Source organism: Nocardia sp. NBC_01009 (genome assembly GCF_045208035.1).
GTDB lineage: Bacteria > Actinomycetota > Actinomycetes > Mycobacteriales > Mycobacteriaceae > Nocardia.
Genome location: NZ_CP108695.1, coordinates 2,664,128 through 2,690,332, shown reverse-complemented (window position 1 = coordinate 2,690,332; position 26,205 = coordinate 2,664,128). Strand labels below are relative to the sequence as shown.

Annotated in this window: 25 protein-coding genes; 15 read left to right on the top strand and 10 right to left on the bottom strand. The window is 65.9% G+C overall.

Features of this window, described 5'->3' with window-relative positions; all coding sequences use genetic code 11:
• The first annotated feature begins 14 nt into the window (after positions 1 to 14).
• The 6 genes from OHA42_RS11950 (at position 15) to OHA42_RS11925 (ending at position 7,858) form a co-directional block, all read left to right on the top strand.
• Positions 15 to 563: a YceI family protein gene (locus OHA42_RS11950; RefSeq protein ID WP_406236813.1), complete on the top strand. Its 549-nt coding sequence runs from the start codon at positions 15 to 17 to the stop codon at positions 561 to 563.
• 354 nt (positions 564 to 917) lie between these two features.
• On the top strand, positions 918 to 2,645 hold the full coding sequence (locus OHA42_RS11945; RefSeq protein WP_406236812.1) for an LCP family protein: 1,728 nt from the start codon (positions 918 to 920) through the stop codon (positions 2,643 to 2,645).
• 118 nt (positions 2,646 to 2,763) lie between these two features.
• The gene (locus OHA42_RS11940; RefSeq protein WP_406236811.1) at positions 2,764 to 3,981 is read left to right on the top strand and encodes an Ig-like domain-containing protein; all 1,218 of its coding nucleotides are present in this window, start codon (positions 2,764 to 2,766) and stop codon (positions 3,979 to 3,981) included.
• Between the two features lie 37 nt (positions 3,982 to 4,018).
• Positions 4,019 to 4,717: a nucleoside deaminase gene (locus OHA42_RS11935; protein ID WP_406236810.1), complete on the top strand. Its 699-nt coding sequence runs from the start codon at positions 4,019 to 4,021 to the stop codon at positions 4,715 to 4,717.
• Between the two features lie 91 nt (positions 4,718 to 4,808).
• Positions 4,809 to 6,233, top strand: a complete 1,425-nt coding sequence (locus tag OHA42_RS11930) for a WGR domain-containing protein (RefSeq protein ID WP_406236809.1) — start codon at positions 4,809 to 4,811, stop codon at positions 6,231 to 6,233.
• Between the two features lie 137 nt (positions 6,234 to 6,370).
• Positions 6,371 to 7,858: a mannitol dehydrogenase family protein gene (locus OHA42_RS11925; protein ID WP_406236808.1), complete on the top strand. Its 1,488-nt coding sequence runs from the start codon at positions 6,371 to 6,373 to the stop codon at positions 7,856 to 7,858.
• A 7-nt stretch (positions 7,859 to 7,865) separates the two neighbouring features.
• On the opposite strand, the gene OHA42_RS11920 is transcribed toward OHA42_RS11925, so the two are convergent.
• Positions 7,866 to 8,249 (bottom strand): hypothetical protein, encoded by a 384-nt coding sequence (locus OHA42_RS11920; RefSeq protein ID WP_406236807.1) that lies wholly within the window; start codon positions 8,247 to 8,249, stop codon positions 7,866 to 7,868.
• 89 nt (positions 8,250 to 8,338) lie between these two features.
• On the opposite strand from OHA42_RS11920, the gene OHA42_RS11915 reads away from it, so the two are divergent.
• Positions 8,339 to 8,599 (top strand): nuclear transport factor 2 family protein, encoded by a 261-nt coding sequence (locus OHA42_RS11915; protein WP_406236806.1) that lies wholly within the window; start codon positions 8,339 to 8,341, stop codon positions 8,597 to 8,599.
• A gap of 33 nt (positions 8,600 to 8,632) precedes the next feature.
• Here the strand turns inward: OHA42_RS11915 and OHA42_RS11910 are convergent, their stop codons facing one another.
• The 5 genes from OHA42_RS11910 to OHA42_RS11890 form a co-directional block, all read right to left on the bottom strand.
• Positions 8,633 to 8,959 carry an Rv3235 family protein gene (locus OHA42_RS11910; protein ID WP_406236805.1) on the bottom strand — a complete coding sequence of 109 codons (327 nt, stop codon included), beginning with the start codon at positions 8,957 to 8,959 and terminating at the stop codon, positions 8,633 to 8,635.
• Positions 8,960 to 9,361: 402 nt separating this feature from the next.
• Positions 9,362 to 10,528 carry an ROK family protein gene (locus tag OHA42_RS11905; protein ID WP_406236804.1) on the bottom strand — a complete coding sequence of 389 codons (1,167 nt, stop codon included), beginning with the start codon at positions 10,526 to 10,528 and terminating at the stop codon, positions 9,362 to 9,364.
• Positions 10,529 to 10,554: 26 nt separating this feature from the next.
• The gene (locus tag OHA42_RS11900; RefSeq protein ID WP_406236803.1) at positions 10,555 to 11,973 is read right to left on the bottom strand and encodes a sugar ABC transporter permease; all 1,419 of its coding nucleotides are present in this window, start codon (positions 11,971 to 11,973) and stop codon (positions 10,555 to 10,557) included.
• 32 nt (positions 11,974 to 12,005) lie between these two features.
• Positions 12,006 to 12,779: an ATP-binding cassette domain-containing protein gene (locus OHA42_RS11895; protein ID WP_406236802.1), complete on the bottom strand. Its 774-nt coding sequence runs from the start codon at positions 12,777 to 12,779 to the stop codon at positions 12,006 to 12,008.
• A gap of 10 nt (positions 12,780 to 12,789) precedes the next feature.
• On the bottom strand, positions 12,790 to 13,947 hold the full coding sequence (locus OHA42_RS11890; protein ID WP_406236801.1) for a sugar ABC transporter substrate-binding protein: 1,158 nt from the start codon (positions 13,945 to 13,947) through the stop codon (positions 12,790 to 12,792).
• Between the two features lie 477 nt (positions 13,948 to 14,424).
• On the opposite strand from OHA42_RS11890, the gene OHA42_RS11885 reads away from it, so the two are divergent.
• Both OHA42_RS11885 and OHA42_RS11880 read left to right on the top strand, forming a co-directional pair.
• Positions 14,425 to 14,877 carry a hypothetical protein gene (locus OHA42_RS11885; protein ID WP_406236800.1) on the top strand — a complete coding sequence of 151 codons (453 nt, stop codon included), beginning with the start codon at positions 14,425 to 14,427 and terminating at the stop codon, positions 14,875 to 14,877.
• Between the two features lie 238 nt (positions 14,878 to 15,115).
• On the top strand, positions 15,116 to 15,823 hold the full coding sequence (locus OHA42_RS11880; RefSeq protein ID WP_406236799.1) for a TioE family transcriptional regulator: 708 nt from the start codon (positions 15,116 to 15,118) through the stop codon (positions 15,821 to 15,823).
• Positions 15,824 to 15,877: 54 nt separating this feature from the next.
• On the opposite strand, the gene OHA42_RS11875 is transcribed toward OHA42_RS11880, so the two are convergent.
• Positions 15,878 to 16,378 (bottom strand): CGNR zinc finger domain-containing protein, encoded by a 501-nt coding sequence (locus OHA42_RS11875; RefSeq protein ID WP_406236798.1) that lies wholly within the window; start codon positions 16,376 to 16,378, stop codon positions 15,878 to 15,880.
• Between the two features lie 26 nt (positions 16,379 to 16,404).
• Between OHA42_RS11875 and OHA42_RS11870 the strand changes: the two genes are divergently transcribed.
• Entirely contained in the window at positions 16,405 to 16,605 is a 201-nt protein-coding gene (locus OHA42_RS11870) for a hypothetical protein (protein ID WP_406236797.1), read from the top strand.
• 14 nt (positions 16,606 to 16,619) lie between these two features.
• On the opposite strand, the gene OHA42_RS11865 is transcribed toward OHA42_RS11870, so the two are convergent.
• Together OHA42_RS11865 and OHA42_RS11860 are read right to left on the bottom strand one after the other, a co-directional pair.
• Positions 16,620 to 17,912: a diguanylate cyclase domain-containing protein gene (locus OHA42_RS11865; RefSeq protein WP_406236796.1), complete on the bottom strand. Its 1,293-nt coding sequence runs from the start codon at positions 17,910 to 17,912 to the stop codon at positions 16,620 to 16,622.
• A gap of 39 nt (positions 17,913 to 17,951) precedes the next feature.
• Entirely contained in the window at positions 17,952 to 18,761 is an 810-nt protein-coding gene (locus tag OHA42_RS11860) for an SAM-dependent methyltransferase (RefSeq protein WP_406236795.1), read from the bottom strand.
• Between the two features lie 471 nt (positions 18,762 to 19,232).
• Here OHA42_RS11860 and OHA42_RS11855 point away from each other — a divergent pair, with 471 nt between their 5' ends.
• Positions 19,233 to 20,081 (top strand): cation diffusion facilitator family transporter, encoded by an 849-nt coding sequence (locus OHA42_RS11855; RefSeq protein ID WP_406239294.1) that lies wholly within the window; start codon positions 19,233 to 19,235, stop codon positions 20,079 to 20,081.
• A 17-nt stretch (positions 20,082 to 20,098) separates the two neighbouring features.
• On the opposite strand, the gene OHA42_RS11850 is transcribed toward OHA42_RS11855, so the two are convergent.
• On the bottom strand, positions 20,099 to 20,680 hold the full coding sequence (locus tag OHA42_RS11850) for a TetR/AcrR family transcriptional regulator (RefSeq protein ID WP_406236794.1): 582 nt from the start codon (positions 20,678 to 20,680) through the stop codon (positions 20,099 to 20,101).
• Between the two features lie 165 nt (positions 20,681 to 20,845).
• Here OHA42_RS11850 and argS point away from each other — a divergent pair, with 165 nt between their 5' ends.
• The 4 genes from argS (at position 20,846) to OHA42_RS11830 (ending at position 26,200) form a co-directional block, all read left to right on the top strand.
• Positions 20,846 to 22,612 (top strand): arginine--tRNA ligase, encoded by a 1,767-nt coding sequence (gene argS, locus OHA42_RS11845; RefSeq protein WP_406236793.1) that lies wholly within the window; start codon positions 20,846 to 20,848, stop codon positions 22,610 to 22,612.
• A 233-nt stretch (positions 22,613 to 22,845) separates the two neighbouring features.
• Positions 22,846 to 23,283 carry a DUF6196 family protein gene (locus tag OHA42_RS11840; RefSeq protein WP_406236792.1) on the top strand — a complete coding sequence of 146 codons (438 nt, stop codon included), beginning with the start codon at positions 22,846 to 22,848 and terminating at the stop codon, positions 23,281 to 23,283.
• Between the two features lie 376 nt (positions 23,284 to 23,659).
• A complete protein-coding gene (locus tag OHA42_RS11835) occupies positions 23,660 to 24,202 on the top strand; it encodes a TetR/AcrR family transcriptional regulator (RefSeq protein WP_406236791.1) in 543 nt (180 codons plus the stop codon).
• A gap of 63 nt (positions 24,203 to 24,265) precedes the next feature.
• On the top strand, positions 24,266 to 26,200 hold the full coding sequence (locus tag OHA42_RS11830) for an alpha/beta fold hydrolase (RefSeq protein ID WP_406236790.1): 1,935 nt from the start codon (positions 24,266 to 24,268) through the stop codon (positions 26,198 to 26,200).
• Positions 26,201 to 26,205 lie beyond the last annotated feature (5 nt).

Here is a 26,205-nt window from a genome sequence, read left to right as displayed (position 1 = left end):
TATTAGGAGACAGCATGACGACCAACACCGCCAACGCCCTGACCGCAGGCACCTGGGCGATCGACGCCGCCCACTCCACCCTCGGCTTCTCGGTTCGCCACCTCATGGTGAGCAAGGTGCGCGGCCGCTTTGCCGACTTCTCCGGCAAGCTGGTCATCAACGAGGACGGCACCGCGCAAGCCGACGCCGAGATCCGCGTCGACTCGGTGACCACCGACAACGAGCAGCGCGACGGCCACCTGCGCACCGCGGACTTCTTCCACGCCGCGGAATTCCCCGTCGCGACGTTCTCCTCGACCGGATTCCGTGTCAACGGCAACGGCTTCGTGGTGGACGGCAACTTCACCATCCGCGGCGTCACCAAGCCGGTCACCCTGGACGTCGAGTTCCTCGGCGTCAACCCGGGTATGGGGAACGGCCCGGTCGCCGGCTTCGAGGCCAAGACCGTGATCAACCGCCGGGACTTCGGCATCACCATCGACATGCCGCTGCCCGACGGCGGCGCCGTGATCGGCGACAAGATCACCCTCACCCTCGAGATCGAGGTCGGCCTGCAGAGCTGATCAATCCTCTCGAAGCCGAATCCGCAGCAACGGCTTCCGATCGGCGCCGAGCCCCACTCGTGGAGCCCGGCGCCGATTGGCGTTACTACCGACCACACCGGGTGTTTCGGCCCCAGCCGAATGTGTGGGTGCGCGCATCGTCCGCCGTTTCCTACGCTGCTGAGCGCCGACAACTCAGGAGGAGTGCGGGGTTAATGAACACGAGGTGACGACACCCGGCCCAGCCTTGCTCGACGGTGATTTCGGCAGCGGCGTGCGCATCGCATAAAGCCGTCGCTCGCGCAGTGTCCGATTCTTGCCACGATCGCAGGACCGGGTGACACTGGATCGACCGAGTGCGGCAACCATCCGCGGATGGTCAGCCACCGGCTCGTGCGCAGTGTCGAACGAGTCGAGACGAAAGTTGAGGCGGCGACGAATGACCCGGCCACGAAGGCTGCCGCAATGATGGACGACGACACTGTTCCCGGCGCCGAGGTCGACGGCCGATGGCCGCAGCGCCCGCCGCGCTCCCGGCAGGCGGCGCACCGGCGTGCGGCACAGTCCCCGAGACGGCGGCACGCGGCCGAACCCGCGCCACGGGCTCGTCGAGCCACCGAACCCCCACGACGTGGTCGCCGCGCCGCGCAGCTCGCGACCCGAGCGGTCGCCTGCGCCGCCGCTCTCGCTGTCCTGTCCGGCACCGGATTCGCCTGGTCCGCCAAGACCGATTTCGAGCACGGCTTCACCCGCACCGAGGCCATCCCCGACGACGCACCGCATTCGCTGGGTGGCGACATGAATATCCTGCTGATCGGCCTGGACACTCGAAAAGACCTGAACGGCAACGACCTACCCAAGGCAATCCTCGACCAGTTGCACGCGGGCGACGGCGACAACGGTGGATACAACGCGAATTCGCTGATTCTGCTGCACATTCCGGCAGATATGAAGAAGATCGTCGCCTTTTCCATCCCGCGCGACGACTACGTCGCGGTGTCGGGCATTCCCGGCTACGACCACGCCAAAATCAAGGAGGCCTACGGCCTGAAAAAGGCCGCCGCCCAGGCCAAGCTGATCAACAACGGCGAAAAGGACCAGGTCACGCTGGAGCGGCAGGGCCGCGAGGCGGGCCGCGCGTCCATTGTGCAGACCGTCCGCAACCTCGTCGGCGTGCCGATCGACCGGTTCGCCGAAATATCGCTCGCCGGTTTCTACGACTTGGCGACCGCGCTCGGCGGTGTCGATGTCTGCCTGAATCACGCGGTCGACGACAGCTACTACTCCGGCGCGTCCTTTCCCGCGGGCCCGCAGCACTTGAACGGCTCCGACGCACTCGCCTTCGTTCGCCAGCGGCACGGCCTGGAAAACGGCGATCTCGACCGCACCCATCGTCAGCAGGCGTTTCTCACCTCGGTCGCCAAGTCGATCAGGGACACCGGCACCCTGACCAACCTCGGCAAGCTGTCGGAGCTGATGAACGTCGCCCATCGCGACGTGGTGCTGTCAGGCGGCTGGGACCTGCTCGATTTCGCCCGCGACCTCGGGTCCGCGGGCTCGATGTCGGTCGAGTTCCGCACCCTGCCGGTGCTGCGCTACGACAATGTCGACGGCCAGGATGTCAACGTTGTCGATCCGGTCGCCATCAAGAAGGAAGTGCGGGCCGCCTTCGGCTTCGAGGCGGCGCAGCCGACCCCGGCCCGCGTCCCGACGAGCACGGTCGACGTCCACAATGCGAGCGGCCGAACCGGTCAGGCCGCCAAGCTCTCCGCCGCACTCGCCACGCGCGGCTACCGGCCGGGCGCAGTGGGCAACGGCACCTACGCCGACGGTTCTGCATCCACCGTCAGCTACGGGCCCGGCGCCGAGGCCGAGGCCACCCAGTTGGCCGAAACCCTCGGACTGACCGCGACGGCCTCGCCGACCACCGCGACCGGCCACATCACGGTCGTCATCGGCAGCGACTTCTCGATGCCCACCGAGCTGACCCCGGCCTCGGCCACTGCCTCGGCCGCGCCGACCACCGCACCGGATCTGCCCGTCCCCGACTCGGGCAGGCCGGTTGCGACCCAGATCGGCAGCACCGTGCCCTGTGTGAACTAAGTCATCGGTCAGGGCGGATATCGACGGCAAAGGCAGCCCTCAGCGGCCGGTAAACTACGGATGGGGACAGTAACCAGAGCTGCGCCGCTGGGAATGCACGGCGATATATAGGAGATCCATGTCGAGTCGCCGCTTCCGATCGAGTGTTGCCGCGGGTGTTGTGCTGGTGACGGTTCTGGTTGTCGCCGCGTGTTCTTCGTCTGCGCCGCAGGCGACGGGACCCGCCGAGCAGGCACCCGCCGGGATCTCCATCAGTCCGGGGGACGGCGCGAGCAAGGTCGACCCGCTCGGCCCGGTCCGGGTGAGCGCGGGCGACGGTCAGTTGACCTCGGTGACCATGACGAACGAGCAGGGCAAAGCTGTCGAGGGGATCCTGACCCCGGACAAGACCGCATGGAAGCCCGCCGAGCCGCTCGGCTACGGCCACACCTACACGGTCACCGCCGAGGCGCTCACGATCACCGGCCGCACGGGTCCGACCACGGCGACCTTCTCCACGCTGACCCCGAACAACCAGACCAAGGCATATCTGAACACCACCGCCGGCACCCCGTTGACAGACGGCGGCACCTTCGGCGTCGGCACCGTCATCGTCGCGCACTTCGACGAGGACATCCCCGACCGGGCCGCCGCGGAGAAACGGCTGGTGGTGACGACCACCCCCGTCGTCGAAGGCGCGTGGTACTGGGTCGACAACCGCAATGCGCACTGGCGCCCGGAGCAGTATTACGCGCCGGGTACCAAGGTGACCGTCGCAGCGAACATCTTCGGCGCCGAACTCGGCAAGGGCCTGTTCGGCCAGGAGGACAGCAAAACCTCCTTCACCATCGGCCCCTCCCATGTGTCGATCGCCGACGACAACACCAAACAGGTCCAGGTCTTCGAAAACGGCAATCTGATCCGCACCATGCCGACCTCGATGGGCATGGGCGGCAGCGAGGTCGTCGGCGGCAAGACGATCACGTTCTGGACCCAGCCCGGCGTGTACACGGTCATGAACAAGGCCAACCCGGTGATCATGGACTCCTCCACCTTCGGGCTGCCGGTCAATTCGCGGCTGGGCTACAAAGAGTCCATCAACTGGGCGACCCGGATCAGCACCGACGGCATCTACCTGCACGAGCTGGCGTCCAGTGTGTGGGCCCAGGGCAACACGAACACTTCGCACGGCTGCCTCAACCTCAGCCCCGCGAACGCGCAGTGGTTCTTCAACTTCGCGGCGCCCGGCGACATCGTCGAGGTCCGCAATACCGGCGGTGCGCCGCTCGAGGTCTGGCAGAACGGCGACTGGGGCCTCCCGTGGGACCAGTGGCAGCAGGGCAGCGCACTGCACTGAGCTCGTCGGCCGCGGCGTGGAGCGGAAGGGGACTGACTTGGACATCTCGACCATGCCGCGCTCCTACGGCGTAACCGTGCCGCAATGGGTCTTCGACGAGCTGCGCGCGACGCCCGATACGCTGAGCACCGACGAGGAACGAATGTCGTTGGTGCACAAGCTCGCCGCACGTAACCCGGCCGAAGGCTCCGGCGGCCCGTTCGCTGCACTCGTCGTCGACACCGCTACCGGCGAAATCGTCTCGGCGGGCGTCAATCTCGTTCTTGCCAGCGGTCTTTCGGCGGCGCACGCCGAGATCGTCGCACTGTCGCTCGCCCAGACCCGGATCGGGGGCTGGGATCTCGGTGCGACGGGCGCTCCGGACCGTGAGCTCGTCGTCAACTGGCGGCCGTGCGCCCAGTGCTATGGCGCCGCCCTGTGGTCGGGAGTGAAACGCCTGGTCGTTGCCGGTGCAGGCCCGGAGCTGGAGCAGCTGACCGGCTTCGACGAGGGCCCGATGCGCGAGGACTGGGCCGAGCAGTTCCACGGCCGCGGTATCGAGGTGGTCTCCGATGTGTTGCGCGAACAGGGCACTCGAGGTGTTCGCCGCCTACGGCCGGATGGCTGCCGAGCAGGGGCTCACCGTCTACAACGCGCGCGGCACCACCTAGCCGAAGCCCGGTCGGTCACTCCTGCACCCCGCCCCCACCCGACGCCGGGTACGTCACTGCCGCCTACCAGGGCCGCACGCCGGTGACGAGTCGGCCGCAAGTGGTCGCACGGGAATGTCGGTGCCCCTTGCTAACTTTCGAGATGTTCTGATCTCACGAAAAAAGCGGGGCTATGCGATGACCACCGGGGGCACTACCTATCTCGAACTGTCCGAAGACGGCGGTTCGGCACACAAGTTCTACGAAGTCGCCGTGGCGGGCACCGAGGTGACCATTCGGTACGGACGCATCGGCGACCAGGGGCAAATACAGGTGAGTTCCTTTGCCACCGCGGAGAAAGCGGCCGCCGCCGCCGCGAAGAAGGTCGGCGCGAAGGTGCGGCGGGGCTATGCGCCCGCGGTGATGGGTGCGCGAACCAAGCGCCCGGTCACCCGGCGCGCGATCGTCAGCCAGCGCTCCACCGCGAAGTCGGCGCCGGTGCTGTGGACCTTCGACTCGGGCGCGGCCGCGTTCGGCATCTTCGTCGACGAGCACCGCTGCTGGGTCGGTAACGAGCACGGCGACGTGTTCACCTTGACACCCGCCGGCGACGTAACCGGCCGCTTCCGTCTGCCCGATGCGGTGAAATGCATTGTGGCGGACGATTTCTGGATCTATGCCGGATGCGACGACGGCAGGGTGTACGACCTTTCCGGCAAGGTGCCGCGCGCCGCATACGACATCGCCGCCGATGTCGACATCTACTGGCTCGACATCCACGACGGCATCCTCGGCGTCTCCGATCGAGACGGCGGCATCACCGTGATCGACCACGAGGAGGAGTCGCTCTGGACTCGCCGTAGCACCGGGAACTCGGGCTGGATGGTGCGCATCGACCAGGACGGCGTCTATCACGGCCATTCCGACGGCGTCACCAAATATGGTCTCACCACCGGAAACCACCAGTGGCATGTCCGTACCGGCGGCCCGGTCCTGTTCGGCTGGCAGGAGACCGACGCGGTCTACGCGGGCACCAGCACCCGCCAGGTGCGGATGGTGGCGAAGAACGGCCGATCCGAGCGCTCCTACCAGTGCGATGCCGCCGTATTCTCGTGCGCCACTTCGCCGGACGGCCGCTACGTCTTCGCCGGTGACAACTACTCCTCGGTCTACTGCTTCGATTCCAGCGGTCAGCGCCTGTGGAAACTGGCCACCGGCTGCGGTTCGGCATACTCCATGCAGTACCACGACGACAAGCTGTACCTGGTCACCACAAACGGAGCACTGGCCTGCCTCGATGTCAGCGAGGCGGCCATCCACAATGCGGAGCAGGGCGTCCTGCCCCAGACGCTGTCGGTCAAAGCGCCGGAGATCTCCGCCGTAACTCCGAGCAGGACCGTCGAAGTGGCCGTGGACGCGGGCTCCGGCATCGTCGTGGAGTGCGTCGAGGACGGCGGCAATCTGCGGGTGCATGTCGTGTCTCCCGGCTACCAACGCGCCTGGAACGTCCAGTTCCCCCGCGATATTCGCGAAGCAGGCGTTCGCTACGTCGTCGATGCCGTCGCCGAGTCGGCACGCGGCGGTTTCTACCGGGTCCGTGGCGATATCCGGCGATTGAGCTGACACCGGTGGCGAACCAGGCGTGCCGGATGCGCCCGCCACACCTGGTTCGCCCGGCGAGCTACGCAGTCCGAGCTCGGTAGCAGACCGGCCGCTATCATCCATTGTGTGACGCAGACGACACTGGATCAGTTCCGGTAATGACCGGGCTCAACTCGCAGACTCTGTCCGATCTCGACGCTGCGATATCGACACCCACTTATGAACGCACCGGAATACGCGCCGGCATAGTGCATTTCGGTGTCGGCGGCTTTCATCGGGCCCACCAGGCGCGATATCTCGACCTGCTCCTCGAATCGGGTGCCGCCCGGGAGTGGGGAATCTGCGGGGTCGGCGTGCTCGCCAAGGATCGCCGGATGAGCGAGGTGATGGCCGAGCAGGACTGCCTGTACACCCTGTGCGTCACCGAACCCGACGGCGCTTGGACGCCGCGGGTCGTCGGCTCGATTGTCGAGTACCTCTTCGCCCCGGACGATCCCGAAGCGGTCGTCGAGAAGCTCGCCGATCCGGCCACCCGCATCGTCTCGCTGACCATCACCGAGGGTGGATACAACATCTCCGCGACCACGGGCGCGTTCGATACGGCGAATCCTGCCGTCCGCGCCGATCTCGCGCCGGGAGCCGTCCCGGCGACGGTGTTCGGCCTTGTCACCGAGGCACTTTCGCGGCGCATGGCACGTGGGACGGCGCCGTTCACGATCATGTCGTGCGACAACATTCAGGGTAACGGCCATGTTGCTCGAAACTGCTTCACCGCCTTCGCCCGCCTACGTGATCCGGCACTGGCAGACTGGCTGGACCGCGAAGGCGCGTTTCCGAATTCGATGGTCGATCGGATCACCCCGGCGACAACCGATGCCATGAGGGCCGAGCTCACCGACCGTTTCGGCATCGAAGACGGGTGGCCGGTGGTGACCGAGCCGTTCCTCCAATGGGTGCTCGAAGACGAGTTCACGCTGGGCCGCCCCGATTTCGGCAGGGTCGGCGTGCAGCTGGTCGAAGACGTCGCGCCCTACGAATTGATGAAGCTGCGGATGTTGAACGCCAGCCACCAGGCGCTGTGCTATCTCGGGCATCTGACCGGATATCGACTGGTGCACGAGGTGGTTCAGAACGAAGCGTTCCGGCGGTTCCTGCTCAGATATATGGACGAGGAAGCCCGACCGACGTTGCTTCCCGTCCCCGGTATCGACCTCGACACCTACCGGGACACTCTCATCGAACGGTTCTCCAATGCCGCGATCGGCGACACTGTGGCCCGGCTGTGCGCGGAGTCTTCCGACCGGATACCGAAGTGGCTGCTGCCGGTGCTGCGCAGCCAGTTGGCCACCGACGGCGCAATAGCTTGCGCTGCAACAGTAGTAGCGGGGTGGGCGCGCTACTGCGAAGGAGTCGACGAGGGCGGTGCACCGATCGATGTCGTGGATCCGCTGCGCGATCGCCTGATGGCGCTGGCCCGCCGCCAGCGCGACGACCCGACCGTATTCCTCTCCGACCGATCGGTATTCGGCAACCTGATCGACGAGCCCCGCTTCGTCGCCGCCTACCGCGCGGCATTGGCGAGCCTGCACACCCGCGGCGCGCGCGCCACCGTCGTCGAGCTGCTGCGCGATCAGCGGACACCGTGACAAGCAGCTACCGTCTGCTTCGGGCCGAAGTGCCGGCTGTGGTCGCGTATGGCCCGCGCGCACTCGGCGTCGACGCCTCCGAATTCCCGCAGATCGGCCGGAGTCGGGAACAGGCGCCCGAGCCCGAACTGTTCCAGCCCGGCGACCGGTGCGCCGTACTCTGTGGCGATTTCGCCGAGGACGGCCGAAGCAGTTGCCGCGCCGACGGGTCGGCCACGATGGCGCGGACACCGGCCTCGAACGGATCCCACGCGCGTCCATCGAGGAAACGCCGCACCTGGTCCACCTGGTGGATGAGTCCTTCGATACGCGGTAGGTGGGCGATCAGCAGCGCATCGGCAGGCCCGGCCGCGCTGATCTCGAGCACTCCCGGATCGCCGTCGACGCGCACCGTCCGCCGGTAGACCGTCTTCGTGGCGTTCTCGACGCCGCGGATCGCCTGGCAAGCCAGCTGCGAAAGCCGTCGGCCGAGACCGCGTCGTGCATTTCCTGACCACCGAATTCCCCGCGGTGTTCGTAGCCGACCGGCAAGTGGACTTCACAGCAGTCACCGCGACCGACACGACTGTCGTAGTCGAGACCCGAATGCGAGCAACCCTGATGAACGGCCGCCCCTACGACAACGACTACTGCTTCATCTTCGAACTCTCCGATGGCCGGATCCACCGGGTACGGGAGTACATGGACACGCAACGCGCTCAGGAAATGTTCGACGGCAACGGTTTCCGGCAGAACGGCTGAAGCTCTGTGCCATGCTCCTCGATCGGTGTGCGGTCAAAACAGCCGCAGCGCACTCAAACGCCAGCCCTTGGCACGCGTGCGGGTGATGCGGGCCGCCAGCGCGAAATGGCGGCTGCCGCGGTCGTAGGCGGCGCACACTTCCGCCGCGGCGGCATCGACCATGACCACGTCCACTCTGGTCAGCACCGCCGCGCCCAGGGTGCGCCCTGGCGCCAGGTCGGCTCTGACCAGAGTCCGCACCGCGGACAGCACCGCAGGCTCGGCGACCGCGGCCAGCTGTGCGACCGGTCGACGGTGATCGAGCACTTCGAGGGTGAGGCGCAGTGTTCGATCCGCGAATAGTTTCGTCGCCGAATCCACTTCGAGAATCGTGCTCTCGACGGCCGACGGAGCGGCAGCCCGGCGGACACCGGCCGGATCCCCCGAAGGGCGCGCACGGCACATCCGCTCGCGTGGCGGCGGTGGCAGCTCATCGAATCCCGTTGTTCGACGCGATGGCCGGCACGGCCGCAGAGGTGGCTCGCTTCGTGGCGCGCGCGACAACGCCCTGGGATACCTGTCCATACAACAACCCCCTCGCCCCTGATCGCGACCCCCGCGATCGAATCGCGATAGCATGTCACGGATCTCGATGCAAGTAAAGCTGCAGGTCAGCAGGCCAAGCGACCGCTCGGGTGCGGGGTCGACCGAAGGCGTTGATACTCGGGTGTATTGATTCGAGCAGCCGACGAGCTGGCCGATCACAGCGGTGCGGAGCAGCGCTCAGACCGTGCCGAGAACTCCCTCGAATGCCGCTTCCGCCGCACCGAGAAGTTTCAGATCCGGCCCGAGAGAAGACTTTTCGACTCGAACGCCGCCGAGCGCCCGGCTCACCATGCTGCGGCGACGCACCTGCTCGGCGGCCCGCTCCACAACGGCGTCGGGCAGCGCGGTGAGCAGGTCGCCGAGGACGACGAGTTCGGGGCCGAGGATGTTGACCACGTTCACCAGACCGAGAGCGAGCCAGTCGATGTATTCGCCGAGTCGGTCGACCGCGTCGCAATTGCGTTCCAGCTCACGCAGTTCCGCGACAATCGCGCCGCGCGGGCTGTCCGCGGCAAGGCCGAGCGCTCGAGTCAGTGCGGCCTCGCCGACCTCGGTCTCCCAGCAGCCCTCGTTGCCACAGTGGCACGGGCGGCCACCCGGCCGCACGGTCATATGGCCGATCTCGCCGAGATACCCTGCCGCACCGCGTAATAGCGAACCTTGCGCGATCAGTCCCCCGCCGACGCCGATGTCCGCCGACACGAAGACCGCGTCCGAAACACCACGCCCGACGCCGCGCAGATGCTCGGCCAGCGCACCGAACTCCGCATCGTTGCCGACGACAACGGGAACCCCGAGCAGCGTGGTCATCCGATCGCCGAGCGCGACATCGACCCAATTGAGGTTGGCCGCATCGTGCACATGCCCGTCGGAACGCCGCACCACGCCCGGCACCGAGATACCGGCGGCGGCGGGGCGCAGGTCGAGGTCGCTGCTGAGCAGCGCCGCGGATTCCGCGACATGGGTCATCACCTCGCTCGATTCCCGTTGCCGCCCACGCAGATTCCAGCTGTCGCGGCCGAGGATCTGGCCACCGAGCCCGATCAAAGCGATCCCGACATGCTCCACCTGCACATCCACCGCCAGCACGACCACCGCCTGCGGTTGCGGCAGCACCAGCAGTGAGGGTCTGCCCGCACCACGCGCGAGCCGAGGCACCCGCTCCTCCACCACTCCGGTCTCGGCAAGCCCGTCCACCAGCATCTTGATCGTGGAACGGTTGAGACCGAGTTCTGTTGCCAAGGCCGCCCGCGTCGCCGGGCCGCCCGCGTGCAACCGGCGCAGCAGGATCGCCCGGTTGACGCGTCGCAACTCGTCAGGGCGGGCGACGGCGGGGCTGGTCATGCCCTCAGGGATACCATCACCCGCACTCAACCTTCCGTAGTGGCCGCACGGCGGCGCGTCAGCGCGTCGACGGTTGCCGCCAGCAACAGCACCAGACCGGTGACGATGGCGACCACCGCGGCGGGCTGCTCGAGCAGCCCGAGCCCATTGGCGACGACGGCGAGCACCGTGCCGCCGATCACCGCGTCCGCGACCCGGCCCTTGCCGCCGAACAGCGAGGTGCCGCCGATCACCGCGGCACCGACCGCGAACAGCAAAGTGTTGAGCCCGCCCGCCTGCGGGTCGACCGAGCCGACCTTGGACGAGTACACGATCGCGCCGATGGCCGCGCACGACGAGCACACCACGAAAACGCTCGCCCGGATCCGAGTGACATTGATGCCGGCCCGCCGCGCGGCCTCGCGATTGCCGCCCACCGCGTAGATGTGCCTGCCATAGGTCGTCCTGTTGAGGACATAGGTCCCGATGACCAACAGTGCCAAGACAATCGGCACAACGTAGGGCACACCGCGGATCTCGATGGCGTCGTTGCGCGATCTGTTGATCGTGAGCAGGGCGGTGGCCACCGCCGCCAAGACGGTCAACACCGAAACCTTGACCACCACAAGCGGCGTCGGCTGGGTCACCAGACCACGCCGCAAACGCAAGACATGTCTGCCGATGGTGAGCGCCGCATACCCCCCTGCCGCCACGACGAACAGCGCCCAGCTGCCCACCGTCGACAGGTTGCCGTTGGCCACCCGATCCAGCACCGTCGAGGAGCTGATGCCCAGCACGCCGCCCTCACCGATCAGCTGCAGAATCACACCCTGCCACGCCAGGAACAGTGCGAGGGTCACCACGAAGGAGGGCATGCCGATCTTGGCGATGAGGAACCCGGTGATGCAGCCGATCGCCGTGCCGACGCACACCGCGAGCAGCATCTCGATCCAGGGATTCGCTTCCAGTCCGGACACGGTCAGCGCGAGCCCGAGCAGCGACACCGCGACGCCGGGCCAGATCCGTAGCAGCCCGGCCAGGACGGCCGCCAGTATCAGCATTGCGACGAAGATGATGAACACCGTCGAACCCATGCCAGCGAGCAGGTTTCCGTTCTCGACATAGTGCATCGCCAGCACCGCGCCCGCGACGCCCGACGCCGTGCCCGCCGACAGGTCGATCTCCCCGATCAACAACACGAAGACGATCCCGATGGCGATGATCGTCTGCCCCGCGCCCTGTGCGAGCAGGTTCGCGATGTTGTTGAGCGAGAAGAACACATCCGACAACGCCGAGAACATGATGACGAGCGCGACAAGTCCGAGCAGCGCGGGCAGCGAGCCGATATCGCCGCCGCGCAGCCGGGACAGATACTCGCGGACCGCATCCGCGGTGGACTGCGTGGTGGTGTCGATCCCGAAGTCGGCGACCGCCGTTGTCGTCGGGACCACGGAAGTATTCGTCATTGCATTGTCTTTCTCGTTCACAGCACTCTCGTTCACAGCACCGCGGATTCCGGTCGAGCCAGCCCCAGATCACCGGAACGTCCCGCGGTGATCAGTTCGACGACCTGACTGTGGGTCACGTCCTTGGTGTGCACCTCGGCCGCCATCCGCCCCAGATACAGCACCGAGATCCGGTCGGCGACCTCGAAGACGTCGGCCATGTTGTGGCTGATCAGCACCACGCCGAGCCCCTGTTCGGCGAGCCGTCGGACCAAGTCGAGGACCTGCCGGGTCTGCGCGACGCCGAGCGCGGCCGTCGGCTCGTCGAGCAGCACCAGATTGCTGTTCCAGAGCACCGATTTCGCGATGGCGACCGTTTGACGCTGCCCGCCCGACAGCGCCGACACCGGGGTGCGCACCGATTTCACGGTGCGCACCGACAGCGATGCCAGTGTCTGCCGCGCCGCCTCCTCCATGCTCGCCTCGTCCAGCAGCCACGGACGTCCGCGCTCCCGGCCGAGGAACATGTTCTGCACGATGTCGAGATTGTCGGCCAGCGCGAGGTCCTGGTACACAACCTCGATGCCGAGCTCCGCTGCGTCCTTCGGACCGCGGATGTGCACCGTCTCGCCCCGGTACCGCACCGTCCCGGAGTCGAAAGCATGTATGCCGGCAATGCATTTCACCAATGTGGACTTGCCTGCACCGTTGTCCCCGACGAGGGCGGTGACCTCACCGGCGGGCGCCGTGAAATCCACATCGTGCAGGACATGGACCGGTCCGAAACTCTTGTTGAGACCGGTGATCTGAAGAAGTGGCTCACTCATGCTCGGCGCCTCAGGAAATACCGAGCTCGGTGCAGGCTGCCTGCAGGTCGCCGCCGCAGATCTCGCGCGCCGGGACATAGCCTTCGGCGACTACCCGCTTGACGGTCGGCCGGGTGATCGTGAACGGCTCCAGCAGCACTGACCTGACCTCACGCTTGCCCTTCGCATCCTGACTCACGCCGGTGGCGAGGGCATCCGCCGCCGCTTTGTCGTTATTGGCGAGTGCGACAGCAAGTTTGGCGACCGCATCGGCCTCCTGCTGGATCGGCTTGAACACGGTCATGTACTGGTCCCCGCGCAGGATCGCCTTCAGTCCTTCGGCTGTCGCATCCTGCCCGGTCACCGGCACCTTCCCATTGAGCCCGTTCTTCTTGAGCACAGTGATCACCGCACCGGCCAGACCGTCGTTGGCGGCGACCACGCCATCGACCTTCCCGACATTTGTGGTCAGTATCTGTTCGAAGGTGGTGCCACCCTTCTGGTTGTTCCATCCATCGATCGGCTGGCTCTGGACCAGCTTCAGCGCGCCCGAGTCGTACAGCGGCTGCAGAACTTTCCGCTGCCCGTCGTGGAACAGCGTGGCGTTGTTGTCGGTCGGGGCCCCTTCGATCTCGATCACCTGCCCGCCGGGCTTGTCCTTCAGCGCATCGGCCAACCCCTGCCCCTGCAACTGCCCGACCCGCACATTGTCGAACGAGACGTAGTAGTCCGAGGATCCGCCGAGGTTGAGCCGGTCGTAGTCGATCGTCGGAATCCCGGCCTTCTTCGCCTTGGCCGCAACCGCGCCGCCGACTTCGCTGTTGATCGCCGCGATGATCAACACCTTCACGCCCTTGGCGATCATGCCGTCCGCCAAGGTAGTGAACTTCTGCACCTCGCCCTGGGCGTTCTGCACGTCGGCATCGAACCCCTGCGCACTCAAAGCCTTCTCGAGCATCGGTTTGTCGAAGCCCTCCCACCGGGCCGACGTCGCGGTCTCCGGCAGGATCACCCCGATCGTCCCGTTCTTCCCACCGCCGGACTTGGTCTCGCTGCCCCCGTCATTACGCGAAGAGTTCGCGCCGCAGGCGGTGAGCGCCAACACCCCGACCAACCCCACCGCCAGAGCCCCGACCCGTGCCCGTCCGTGCCTGTTTTTTCCGAACGAGACCTGGCTTTTAGTCCGCATCTGGAGGAACCTTCCTGGAACAACCGACGACCCGTCGGAAGGACTCCGGCACTGCGTCGAGCTAATATGTTGTGGGCAACAACATATGCCGGAGGGCAACGCCACGGTGTGCGGATAGCATCACGATTCGGTAACAGTGGACATGTCGGCGCGAGTCGCTCACGACACGCCTTCGTCGCACTACGCCACCAACACGACGGCTGCCCGTCGGCGGCCCCGATGCTGGCGGGGATAGCAAGCTCGGACAACCGGCCGCCCCCGGCGTGGACAGCGGCTCGACCATCAAGTCTTCGCCGATCGCACGGCCGCGGTGAGTCGTACCGCATTCCTCGAAACAATCGCCGAGTGCGCGCCCGCTCTGCTGCGCGAGTGGGACTACGCGCAATCTTCACTGATAGCCGAAACGAATACTTCGTGACGATCGACAGACCCGAGAGTTCGTTTATCTGCACCCATCGAAATCATCGAGGAGATTGCATGAAGCGCATCATCAAGAGGTTCGCCGGCGTGTTCGCGGCCGCGGCGGTGGCCCCGGCCCTGTTGGCTGGTACCGCACAGGCCGATGACGGGAACACCGTGTATTTCAGCAATGGCGTTATGCAGTGCGCCATTACCGGCGACGGTACCGTCGGCTGCGATCTGACGAACTCCATGCAGATCCAATACTCGTTCCTGCCGTTCCTCTTCCCGGTGCGCGACATTGCGATCGACCAGCCGTCGCTGCCCGCCCACCCCACTTTCATGAGCGGCACGCCGCGCACACTGCCGGGCGGCAACCCGACCCTCTACGACGCCAGGACCGGCGACGGCCAGTGGGGCCCGTTCATCGAGCACGCCGGGGCCAAGTGTGAAGCCGGGTTCCATGGCAGCTTCACCTGCCGGACGAAGGGGCGCGGCTTCTCGATCTACAGCGGGATCATCTCCGCCTGAGCCGAATGCCGCACCCCACGCCTTGATTGTCCCGGGGCGTCGGCGCGCGGTAGCCGTTCCCTGGATAGCTGGTGAGTGGGGCACCGATGTCGGCGAGGTCGCAGCCGGCAGTGATGATCGACGTGTGAGTCACAGTTCCCGCATTCCGCAGCTCGATTGCCTTCAACCACATCGTCGAACTTTCTATAAACTTGTCCCGTGAATAGCACGGATCTCTGCGTAGAACCTTCAAACAGAGATGGGTAGCGGACGACTGCGTCCGGTCGACCTCGCGCGGGCCCAGGGTCTGTCCACGCAGGCGATCCGGAACTACGAGGACGCGGGCATCCTCCCGCCTGCCGAACGCACGCCCACCGGATACCGCGTCTATACGCCTTTGCACGCCGCGGCGCTGCGCGCATTCGCCGCTCTGGTGCCCGCCCACGGCCACCAGACTGCGACGGCGATCATGCGGGCCGTCAATGACAACGCTGTCGCGGCCGCGCTCGCGCTGGTCGACGCGAGCCATGCGCAACTCCTGGAAGACCGCATGACACTCGACCTGGTCGACAAGGCGCTGCGAGACCTGACGTCACCACATCTCCGGGGATCGCCACCCATGGGAGCGATGTTCATCGGCCCACTCGCCCGTCAACTGCGCATCCGACCGGCGACGCTACGGAAATGGGAGCAGGCCGGATTGATCACGCCGGATCGCGATCCCGAGACCGGTTATCGCGTCTACACACCGGACGATGTCCGCGACGTTCACCTGGCTCACCAATTGCGCCGTGGCGGATACCTTTTGAGCCAGATCGCCCCGCTCCTCGCCCAAGTGCGCACCGCAGGCGGACTGGCTCCGCTGGAGGCCACCCTGGGCGACTGGCGCGACCGTCTCACGCAACGCGGCCGGGCCATGCTGGCCGGTGCCGCCGAGCTGAATTCCTATCTGACGCACCGTGAATGACGTGTCGCAGTGTGCCTGCCACACGGACACCCTCGGCGCGGTCCCTACCCGTCGTCAGGCCGAACGACGAACTCGATGCTCGGCCACATGCACGCGGTTCGAGCAGCGCGTCGAGCAGAACCGCCGCCGCCCGTTGCGGGAGGTGTCGACGAAAACCAGGCCACACCCGGCCCGAGCACAGCGTCCGATTCGGGCGGGATCCTCGCAGAACAGCTCCGCCAAGCCGGCCGCGGTGTAAGCCTTGACCCGCTCATCGATGGGCGCGGTCTCGCGGGCGAAATGCAGGTGTGGCTTCCTGCCGTCATGGGTGGAGATGTACGGCTGACTCGTCGTCTCGGCCAGTAGTGCGTTGAGCAGCTCGACGCTCGGCGCGGAGAAGGCCGTGCCGAGCTTGGCGATCCAACGGCGCAGTTCTGCGTCTTGGCGGGCATTCAGTGAGCTCAGCGGCTTATATCCGGATTCGTCGAGCAACGCGAGGAGATCCTGGTCCGGGTCGGCGTTCACCAATCTGGCCGCGAGTTCGGCCGCCGCACCTCCGTAAGGGTTGAAATGCACTGACTCATTACATCAGGCTGGACCCCATGATCGCCACCTGCCCCTCGTGCTCCTGGCCCGCCCCGGCCCTCGTGTCGTCACACGGCCCTATTCGCTACCTGCGCTGCGTATGCGGCCAGTGGTTGGTCAGCGAGGGCGGCGCGGTGGTGGCGACCGCGGGAATCAGCGTGTTCAGCGATTCGAGCAGCGCCGAATACAGTGCGCCGGTGACACTTCCGGAGCACTGACCACGAATCACCCGCTATGGCAGCTGGAAACGCACCCCGCGCCCCCGCGCTCCCCCAGCAGCCTTGTTGCGATACATCGCCGTGTCGACCGCATGCATCAACTCGTCGACCTCCGTCGGCCGGTCCTCGACGAATACCGCGCCAATGCTGGCGCCGACGACAATTGGGCGTCCGGCAACCTGCATCGGCGCAGCAAGGGCGGCAAGTAAGACGCCTGCGACCGTCTCCAATTCCTTTCGACCGGAACACTTTTCGACCAGCACGATGAATTCGTCGCCACCGATTCTGGCTACCAGGCCGCCGACCGGTTCGACGGAAGCCTGTAGTCGCTGCGCGACGTCGCGTAACACTCGGTCGCCGACGGTGTGGCCCCACTCGTCGTTGATCTTCTTGAAGCCGTCGAGATCCAGATAGCACATCCCCACCGGCGGTGTGGCATGGGCCAGCCGATCGAAGAAGAGCACCCGGTTCGGCAGGCCGGTGAGGCTGTCGTGCGTCGCGTCGTGCCACAGGCGATCGGCGAGCTGCTTGCGTTCGGTCACATCGACGGCGACGCCGATGAGGAAGCGGACCCGGCCGCTACTGTCGCGCACAGTGGACATCGACAGGTCGATGCGGGCCAAGGTGCCGTCCGGGCGCACGTGGTCGGTCTCGAGACGGAAGCGGTCGATCGCTCCGCTGAGCATTCGCCCCAGTTGCGCGTAAGCGGGTCCGATATTCTGCGGACCGAGCACCTCGGCCGCCGAAAGACCGGGCATGGCGGCCGCCGGCATGCCGACCATTTCGGCCATGGCCTCGTTCACATCCAGCACGTGGCCGGTGATGTCGACAGTGCCGATGCCGACCGACGCGCCCGCGAAGACCGCCTCGAACCTGGCCTCCGACAACTGGCGCCGCACCTCGGCGTCCTGAGCAGCCGACAGCACGGCTGCCAGCGTTGTTTCCTGTTCATTCAAGGCCGCACTGCGCAGCGCCCCGGTGAAGCCCGCGGCGAACTCGGCGGCGACAGCGATCGCCCGATCGCGGATCTGCTCGTAGTCGGGGGTTGTGGGGGTCGGGCGGATCTCACGGACCATGTCCTGACAGATCACCGGAATCGAGCGGCTGACAGCCACCGGATCCCGGTAGTTGGCGGCGACGAGCGCCGCCGCGGCATCGTGCGCGACCGCGACATCGGCCGTCCCCTGCACCGCGGCCACCAGCGCCTCGGCCTGCTCGGCGAGCAATCCTTCGATCTGGGTTCGCGTGAGCGTCGGCGCGACGACGCCATCGAGCGCGTCGGCCCATCGCGCCGCCAACTCACCCATCCCCACGCCACCAACCCCCTGCCGGTTCGCTTCGCCCGCTCAGGCCTTGAAGCCGACGCCTGCCAAGCCGAGCGAGCGACCCGGCGCCTCGTGCAGGTCGCGCTCGGATTCCGGACGCCACGCAGGCAGCTCGACCACCCCTGGCTCGACCAGCTCCCATCCTTCGAACATAGTCGCGATTGCGTCCCTGGAACGGAAGTGGATGCCGATCCGGCTCTCGTTGGCCGCGTTGGCGCCCAGCTTGCCCGCGTCTTCGGGGCGCAGCGCCGAGGTCAGGTGGGAGATCGCGACATAACTGCCGGTGGGGACGACCCCGCGAAGCCGAGCGACCATCTCGGCGGGTCGATCCTCGTCCGAGAGCAGGTGCAGCACCGCGATCAACAGCACGCCGACGGGCTTGTCGAAGTCGATCACGCCGGTTTCCCGGACGCGAGCCAGCAGCTCGTCCGGTTTGCGCAGGTCGGCCTCGATCGCGGTGGCATTGTCGTTGCCCTGCAGGATCGCCCGCGAATGCGCGACCGCGACCGGGTCGATGTCCGCATAGAGCACCCGGCACTCCGGGTCGATGGCCTGCGCGACCTCATGGACATTTCCTGCGGTCGGGATGCCCGAGCCGATGTCGAGGAATTGCCTGATGCCCGAATCGGCCAGGAAACGCACCGCCCGCCGCAGGAAAGCACGGTTGCTCAACGCCAATCGCGGCAGGTCGGGCACCAATTGCTTACCCATCTCCGCGGCTTTGCGATCGATCTCGAAGTTGTGCGAGCCACCGAGCAGGGCGTCATACATCCGTGCCGGGCTCGCCTGCTGCATATCCACGCCCTCGGGCGCCCACGCCGGCCTATCCATCGAAAACCCCTCTACGCTCGCGATCGGACCTTCCCGACTCCGGGCCGCCCGCCCCTTCCGGATGCGGTGTTCTCGATCACCCGAAAGGCGCAGTCCGCATAGTAGCCGGACCGGCGAATCCCGGTGCACCGCACACGATCACGAAAACGCACGAGCCGGACCGCGGCACCCGACCTTCAGGCCTGGCGCGACGGTATGACACGCGCTTAATATTCATACATGCGCATGCGTGCAAGATGGGTTACCCTATCCTGCGACAGGCCCGTGAAACAGAAGGGACGTTCGACCATGGGAGAGCAGTGCGTGTCGTCGAAGCGGTCGGTGGAGACAGTCCCCCACTCCGGCCACGATCATGGCGCGAAGGCCGGTGATGGCCATTCGCATGACCACTCGCACGGACACGACCATGGCGTTTCGGCGAATTCCGACCCACGCTGGCTGTCCATAGCGCTCGGGCTGATCCTCGCCTTCATGGCGGTCGAGGTGGTCGTCGGCATCCTGGCCCACTCGCTGGCGCTGATCACCGATGCCGGGCACATGCTCACCGATGCCGCATCGATCGTGCTCGCCATGATCGCCATCCGGCTCGCCAGGCGGCCCGCGGCGGGCCGGTTCACCTACGGGTTCAAGCGCGTCGAGATACTGTCCGCCCAGGCCAACGGGATCACCCTGCTCTTGCTCGCGGTATGGTTCGTGTACGAGGGCATCAGCAGGCTGATCGATCCGCCCGACGTCTCGGGTCCGCTGGTGTTGATCACCGCGCTGGTCGGGATCATCGTCAATATCGCCGCGGCGTGGAGCATCAGCCGCGCCAACCGCACCAGTTTGAACGTCGAAGGCGCCTTCCAGCACATCCTCAACGACCTCTACGCCTTCATCGGCACCGCCATCGCGGGTGCGGTGGTGTGGCTGACCGGTTTTGCCCGCGCCGATGCCATCGCCGCGCTGGTCGTCGCCGTCCTGATGGCCAAGGCGGGCTGGTCGCTGGTCCGTGAATCCGGCCGCATTTTCCTCGAGGCCGCGCCCGCACACCTCGACCCCGATGCCATCGGTGCGCGCATCGTCACCATCCCGCAGGTGACCGAGGTGCACGACCTGCATGTCTGGCAGATCACCTCCGGCCAGCCCTCGCTGTCGGCACACATCCTCGTCACCGACGGCGCCGACTGCCACGCAGCTCGCTCGACGATCGAAACAACCCTGCACGACGAGTTCGGCCTGGCACACACCACGCTGCAGGTCGACCATGTCTCGGACCTCGATCCGTCCCCGGCAGACCTGCACTGCGCGGATTCCCACGGGCCGATCCACCGATCCTGACCACCGGCCGCGGCCCATCACGTCCCGTCGAGCAGCGTCAGCAGTGTCCGGCGCACCGCATCGGAGGCCACCTCGGGTGACCTCCCGCACCGGTCGACGAGATGGTGGCGGAAGCTCCACGCGGTCGTGGCCTCGATCAGATCGAGGAGTTCTTCGTCGACGGCGCCGTCGGGCTGCTCGAGCTCGTCGGCGAAGGTGCGGGCGAGCTGTTCGCGCAGCAAGCGATCCCCACGCCGCATCCGCTCATCGATAATGGGCACACTCGGCGATTCGACGAGGCCGGTCACCCGGATCCGGCGCTGCAGGGTGAACACCTGCGCGGTCTGCACTACTACCGCAGCCACCCGGTCGCGCAGCGGCAAGTCCGGGTCGGCACCGGTGATCAGTTGTTCGACGCGATCGGTCTGCTGAATCGTCGCGGCGGCCTTGAGCTCGTCCAGGTCCGGGAAATGGACAAAGATACTGCGCAGCGAAACTCCGGCCCGCTCGGCAATACTCTTCGCGGTCGGCGACACCTCGCCCGCGTCCAAGGCGGCCAGCAGCGCATCGATGATCACCGCCCGCGTCCGAATCGGATCACGGATCCGTCCGCGCGCCATATCGCCTCCCATTGAGCTGATTGACCAGAGATTAACGCCGAGCCTGCCGCGGGGACCGGTAGACCCGCTGGCGCAACCATCACTCGGGCCAGCAATAAACCACCTGCGCAATTCGGACCCACCGGAGACAATGGCGCTTTCCTACGAGCCAGGAGGACATCGTTTGTGTACAACCCCGGAGTGCTGCCGCTGCTCGGTCAGGTCGCTGCTGTCGTCGCCGAGGCGATCAGCAGGACCCGACCCGACATGACAGGCGCAGACCCGGTTGTCCGACGATCCGTGCACGCCGACTTCCAATCCAATGCGGCTCTTGCACTTGCCAAACGCCTCCACCTGAAGCCGGCCGAATTCGCAGAACAGCTCATCGAGGCACTGGCCGCGGAAGCCGATCATCTCCTCGCGCCGGTGGAGTTGTCCGGGCCCGGATTCCTCAACATCACGGTGCCCGACCGCGTGGTCTGGGCACAGGTGGCAACGCGGCTGGCCGACGATCGCCTCGGCGTCGCCGCCTCGGAACTCGGGCGGCGCACGGTAGTCGACTACTCGGCTCCCAACATCGCCAAGGACATGCACGTCGGGCATCTGCGCACCACGATCATCGGCGACAGTCTGGCGCGGGTACTCGGATTCCTCGGTGCCGACGTGATCCGACAGAATCACTTGGGCGACTGGGGAACCCAGTTCGGAATGCTCATCCAGTACCTCGATGAACACCCAGCGGCGCACTGGCGCCATACCGACCTCGCCGTCGACACCTCGGCGGTTTCGGCACTCGATCGGCTCTACAAAGCAGCCCGTGCCGCCTTCGATACCGACTCCGATTTCGCCGACCGTTCCCGAACCCGTGTGGTGGCGCTGCAATCCGGCGACCCCGCCACGCTGGCCAGGTGGCGCGAGATCGTCACCGAATCAGAGCAGGCATTCGGCGACATCTACCGCCGCCTCGACGTGCTGCTCACTCCCGACGACTATGTCGGCGAGTCGTTCTACAACCCGCTGCTGGCCGAGACCATCGCCGAGCTCGTGGACAAAGGCATTGCTGTCGACAGCGAAGGCGCACTGGTCGTGTTCTCCGAGGAGGTCACCGGCCCCGACGACAAGCCCGTGCCGCTGATGGTCCGCAAGCGCGACGGCGGATTCGGTTACGACTCCACCGATCTGGCCACCATCCGCTATCGCATCAAAACCTTGCGGGCCGATCGGCTGCTCTACGTCACCGACTCCCGACAGGCACTGCACTTCCGACTCGTCTTCGAAACCGCACGCAGGGCCGCGTGGCTGACCGATGTCATCGATGTCGAACACGTCTCCTACGGAACAGTTCTCGGGCCGGACGGACGACCCTTCAAGACTCGGGCAGGCGGTACCGTGCGGCTGACAGAACTGCTCGACGAGGCAGTCGCCACTGCCAGAGCGGTAGTCGCCGAAAAGAACCCCGACATGCTGTGTGCGGACCTGGACAGCATTGCCGAGCAGTCCGGTATCGGCGCGGTGAAGTACGCCGACCTGTCCACCTCGCGCGTCAAGGATTATGTCTTCGACCTCGACCGCATGGTCGCCTTGCACGGCAACACCGGCGTCTACCTCCAGTACGCGCACGCCAGGATCCGTTCCATTCTTCGGAAGGCCGAAGACCACAATGCCGTCATCGACCCGACCATTGCGCTGCGGCCTGCCGAACGAGCTCTGGCGCTGGAGCTCGACAACTACGGTGCGGCGATCGCCGAGGTCGGTGCGACTCTCGAACCGCACCGGCTCTGCGGATACCTCTACGATCTCGCTCGCGATTTCACCACCTTCTACGACAACTGCCCCGTCCTCACCGCCGACGAACCCACCCGCGGAAACCGGCTCGCACTGTGCCGGCTCACGGCGGGCACCCTCGAACACGGCCTCGGGCTACTCGGCATCGCCGCACCCGAACGCATGTGAACCGCAATCGGATCGGGTCGTCGGGCGGACCGAGCGATATGGTCCGCCGACCGGCGCGATGCCTCCAGCACCAAGCGCCTGCGATCAGTGTTGACGCAGCTGACAGTGGTCGAGCAACCGAGTCGACTTGCGCGCCAGCTAGTGGCGACCAGGTACGAATAGCGCCCGATGTCCCGAGCGTGCACTCCGGTGAACCGAATGGCCCGGCCCGCGCAGGGCCTACCCTCGACACCATGGTCAACGTCAGTGTCGAAACCCGCGAGCAGACCGAACAACGGCTGCGTCGCGTCATCGCGGCCGCCGAGTTCGTCGTGCACGAAGGCGTCTGGTCCTTCCACGAAACCCCGATCGATCAGCCGCCGACACTGACCCCCGACACCCTCGCGGTGGTCCGCGACGAAACCAGTTGGAGCACCCTGCGTCCCGCACCGCTCGCGGACGCCCGCGTAGAACGATTCGGCCTATGGTCCTTCCACTTCCCACCGAACGCCGACAACAGCGGATTCGTCGGCTGGCTCGCCACCCACCTCAAAACACAACTGGGCACCGGCGTTTTCGTGGTCTGCGGCAGCAATCGCGAGCGCGGCGGCATCTACGACTACTGGGGCTGCCCTGCCGATCTGCTCGACCAGGCCACCAAGGTGATCGACGAATTGCGCGCCAACAATTGACCCACGAAAACGATCGATGCCGGTACCCGTCGGCCTGTCGCCGCGGCGGGCCACGTCTTACTCGGGCGACGCTTCAACTGTGCCGGTGACGACACCGACCAGGAATTCGAACTGAGCCGCCACCCGGTCCAACGGTTGCGCACTTCGTTCCACGACACATGGCAACGGTGCCCTCGACAGCGGCAACGATCAGCGTGTCGGTACGTTCAGCATCGAGATCCGTTGCGCCATGGGCACGTAACGACTCCACAAGCAACGAAGTCACACACCACGGGCCACATTGATCCGGCAATCGAGTTCGTGGGTGGTTGACATGATTATGCAGACCGGTCTAGCGTGTTGTATGGCAACAAAGGGAGATACGACGCGAGCACGGATGGTTGAAGCGACTCGATTGATGGTCGAGGCGAATGGATACCACGGCACCGGACTGAAGCAGGTGCTCGAGCTGGCCGAGGCTCCCAGAGGCTCGCTCTACCACCACTTTCCCGGCGGTAAGGACGAGCTGGTCGGCGAAGCCCTCGCCGTGGCGGGCAGGGATGTCGATCGCATGGTCAAGGAGTTGGCCCTACAGGCGCCCACCCTCGGCGATCTCGTGCGAGCGATGCTGGAAACACTGGCAGACAGGATGGTCGCCGCCGATTACAGCAAAGGCTGCCCAGTGGCCACCGTGGCACTGGAGGTAGCTGCCACCAACGACGCCCTGCAACCGATCTGCGGCGGCATCTACGCCGGCTGGCAACGAACGCTGGCAGATGCCCTGCGCGCCGACGGCCACGACCCGACCGAAGCGGATGAACTCGCGACGACGGCGCTCGCCCTAATCGAAGGTGCACTGGTGCTAGCGCGTGCCAGCCGCAGCCGGATCCCCGTTGAGCGGGTCGGACGGCGCATCGCCAGGCTACTCACCAAAGACTGACGATCGCACAAGATTCAGAGACGTCTAAACGTAATATGTAGACCGGTCTAGTTAGAGGATGAAATGGAAGAGACCTTGAGCAGCGCTCCAGACGCGGTGGTATTCGGCGCGACGGGCCTTATCGGCAAGTGGACAGTGCTACATCTCCTGGATCAGGGCCGTGCGGTCGCTGCCGTTATTCGCAATCCGGCTCAGAGGCGCGCGAATGCCGAAGGCGAGCCGAGAGGAACCCGAGAGGATGAATTGCGCGTGTGGCTAGGCGATCGCGGCGTGGCCGCCGATCGACTCACGGTTGTGTCCGGCGATTTCACGAAAGGCACAGACCTCGGGTTGAGTCAGGCGGATGACGATCGACTGGCCGGTATCCGGGATGTTTTCAACGTTGCCGGTATCTATCGGTTCGGGCTGCAACGCGAGGAGGCAAGTGCTGTCAACGTCGAGGGTGCTCTCAACGTGTTGTACTGGTCCGCGACCCGTCGTGCCCTTCGTCGACTGATCCATGTGTCCGGATATCGGGTCGGATCCGACCCTGAACCGCGGTATCCGCTTCCCGAAGAAGAATTGGCGAAGCTCTACCGGGGCAAAGGAGCCTATGAAGGTTCCAAGACCGAAGCGGATGCCGCCATGCGGGTGATCGCGGCGCAATCGGGTGTCCCACTGACTGTGGTCAATCCCAGCAGCGTGATCGGCCATTCAGAGACCGGCGAGGTCGGTCAGTACCTTGGTTTGGCTGAAGTGGTCCGCGATCTGTGGATGGGGAAACTCCCAGCACTTCCGGGAACCGCACGTACCTTCGTGCCCGTGGTCGCCGTCGATCATTTCGCAAAGTTCATGGCCGCGATTCCCGATTACGATCCGGAGCCTGGCGGTCTGCACTGGGTGCTCGATGCGAACACGCCCAACCTGCCCGATTTGGTGCGGCTGCTGGCCGACCACCTGGGCGTACGTGCACCCAAAACGCAAGTGCCAGTCGGGCTGATCCGCAGCCTGCCAACCGCATTGACCGGCGTAAACCCCGAAACACTGACATTCCTCTCCGAGGACCGCTACGACACGACCTCGACCGATAAGGTCGCCCGAGCCGCAGGGCTCCAGCAGCCCCGAGTCGAGACCGTCCTGCGCCGCTGGGCCGACCGGCTGGTATCGGACGGCTTCGGGGCGACGCCGACGGATTTTCCCGGCGGCTTCCATGAAGTCGGCGGATCTCGGACTTTTGTCGCCGGAGACAGCACCTCGCCGGATTTCGTTCTCCTGCATGGAATTCCCCTTGACGGTGATTCATGGCAGGGAGTGATCAGCGAATTGGACAACGAGCGCGTTCTCGTCGCCGATCTACCCGGACTCGGCCGTTCTACCGCTACAGCGGCGACACCGTTGGACTGGGTCACCGATCTGCTGAAGCCGGTACGAACCCGCCCCATTCTTGTCGCCCACTCAGCGGCCGCCGCACCGGCACTGCGCTATGCTGCCGCCCATCCCGAACGCATCGCGGCCGTGCTCGTTATCTCCCCGTACTTCCTCCAAGCGCGGCCCAACTGGTTGCTCCGTACACCAATGCTCGCCGCACCACTCCTCAGGCGGATGTCGGCCGACCGTTTGGCGAGCACTCTGCTCGGCGACAGCGGTGCCCTTTCCTCAGAACATATTCGTCGGGCCATCGAAAGCGCGCAAAAGCAACTGCAGCGACCTGGCGTCGCCCGCCGAGTAGCCAACTGGCTCCGGGCTGCGAACCAACGCTCGGAACGCGCTGCTCTCCAGGCATTACTCGACGGAACCGAGCCGTTCCCTGTCCCTGTCCACATCGTTGCCGGATCACTTGATCCGCTGATCGGTGATTCCGGCGATGCCACGGTCGTAACCGTCACCGACAGCGGACATTACCCGCAACTCACGCACCCCTCAGACATTGTTGCCACGATGCGGAGCATTGCCGACCGCTCGATCCGCAGTGCTGCATCCAGCCCAAGTAGATCAATCCCCGTCGAATCGCAGGATTAGACCGA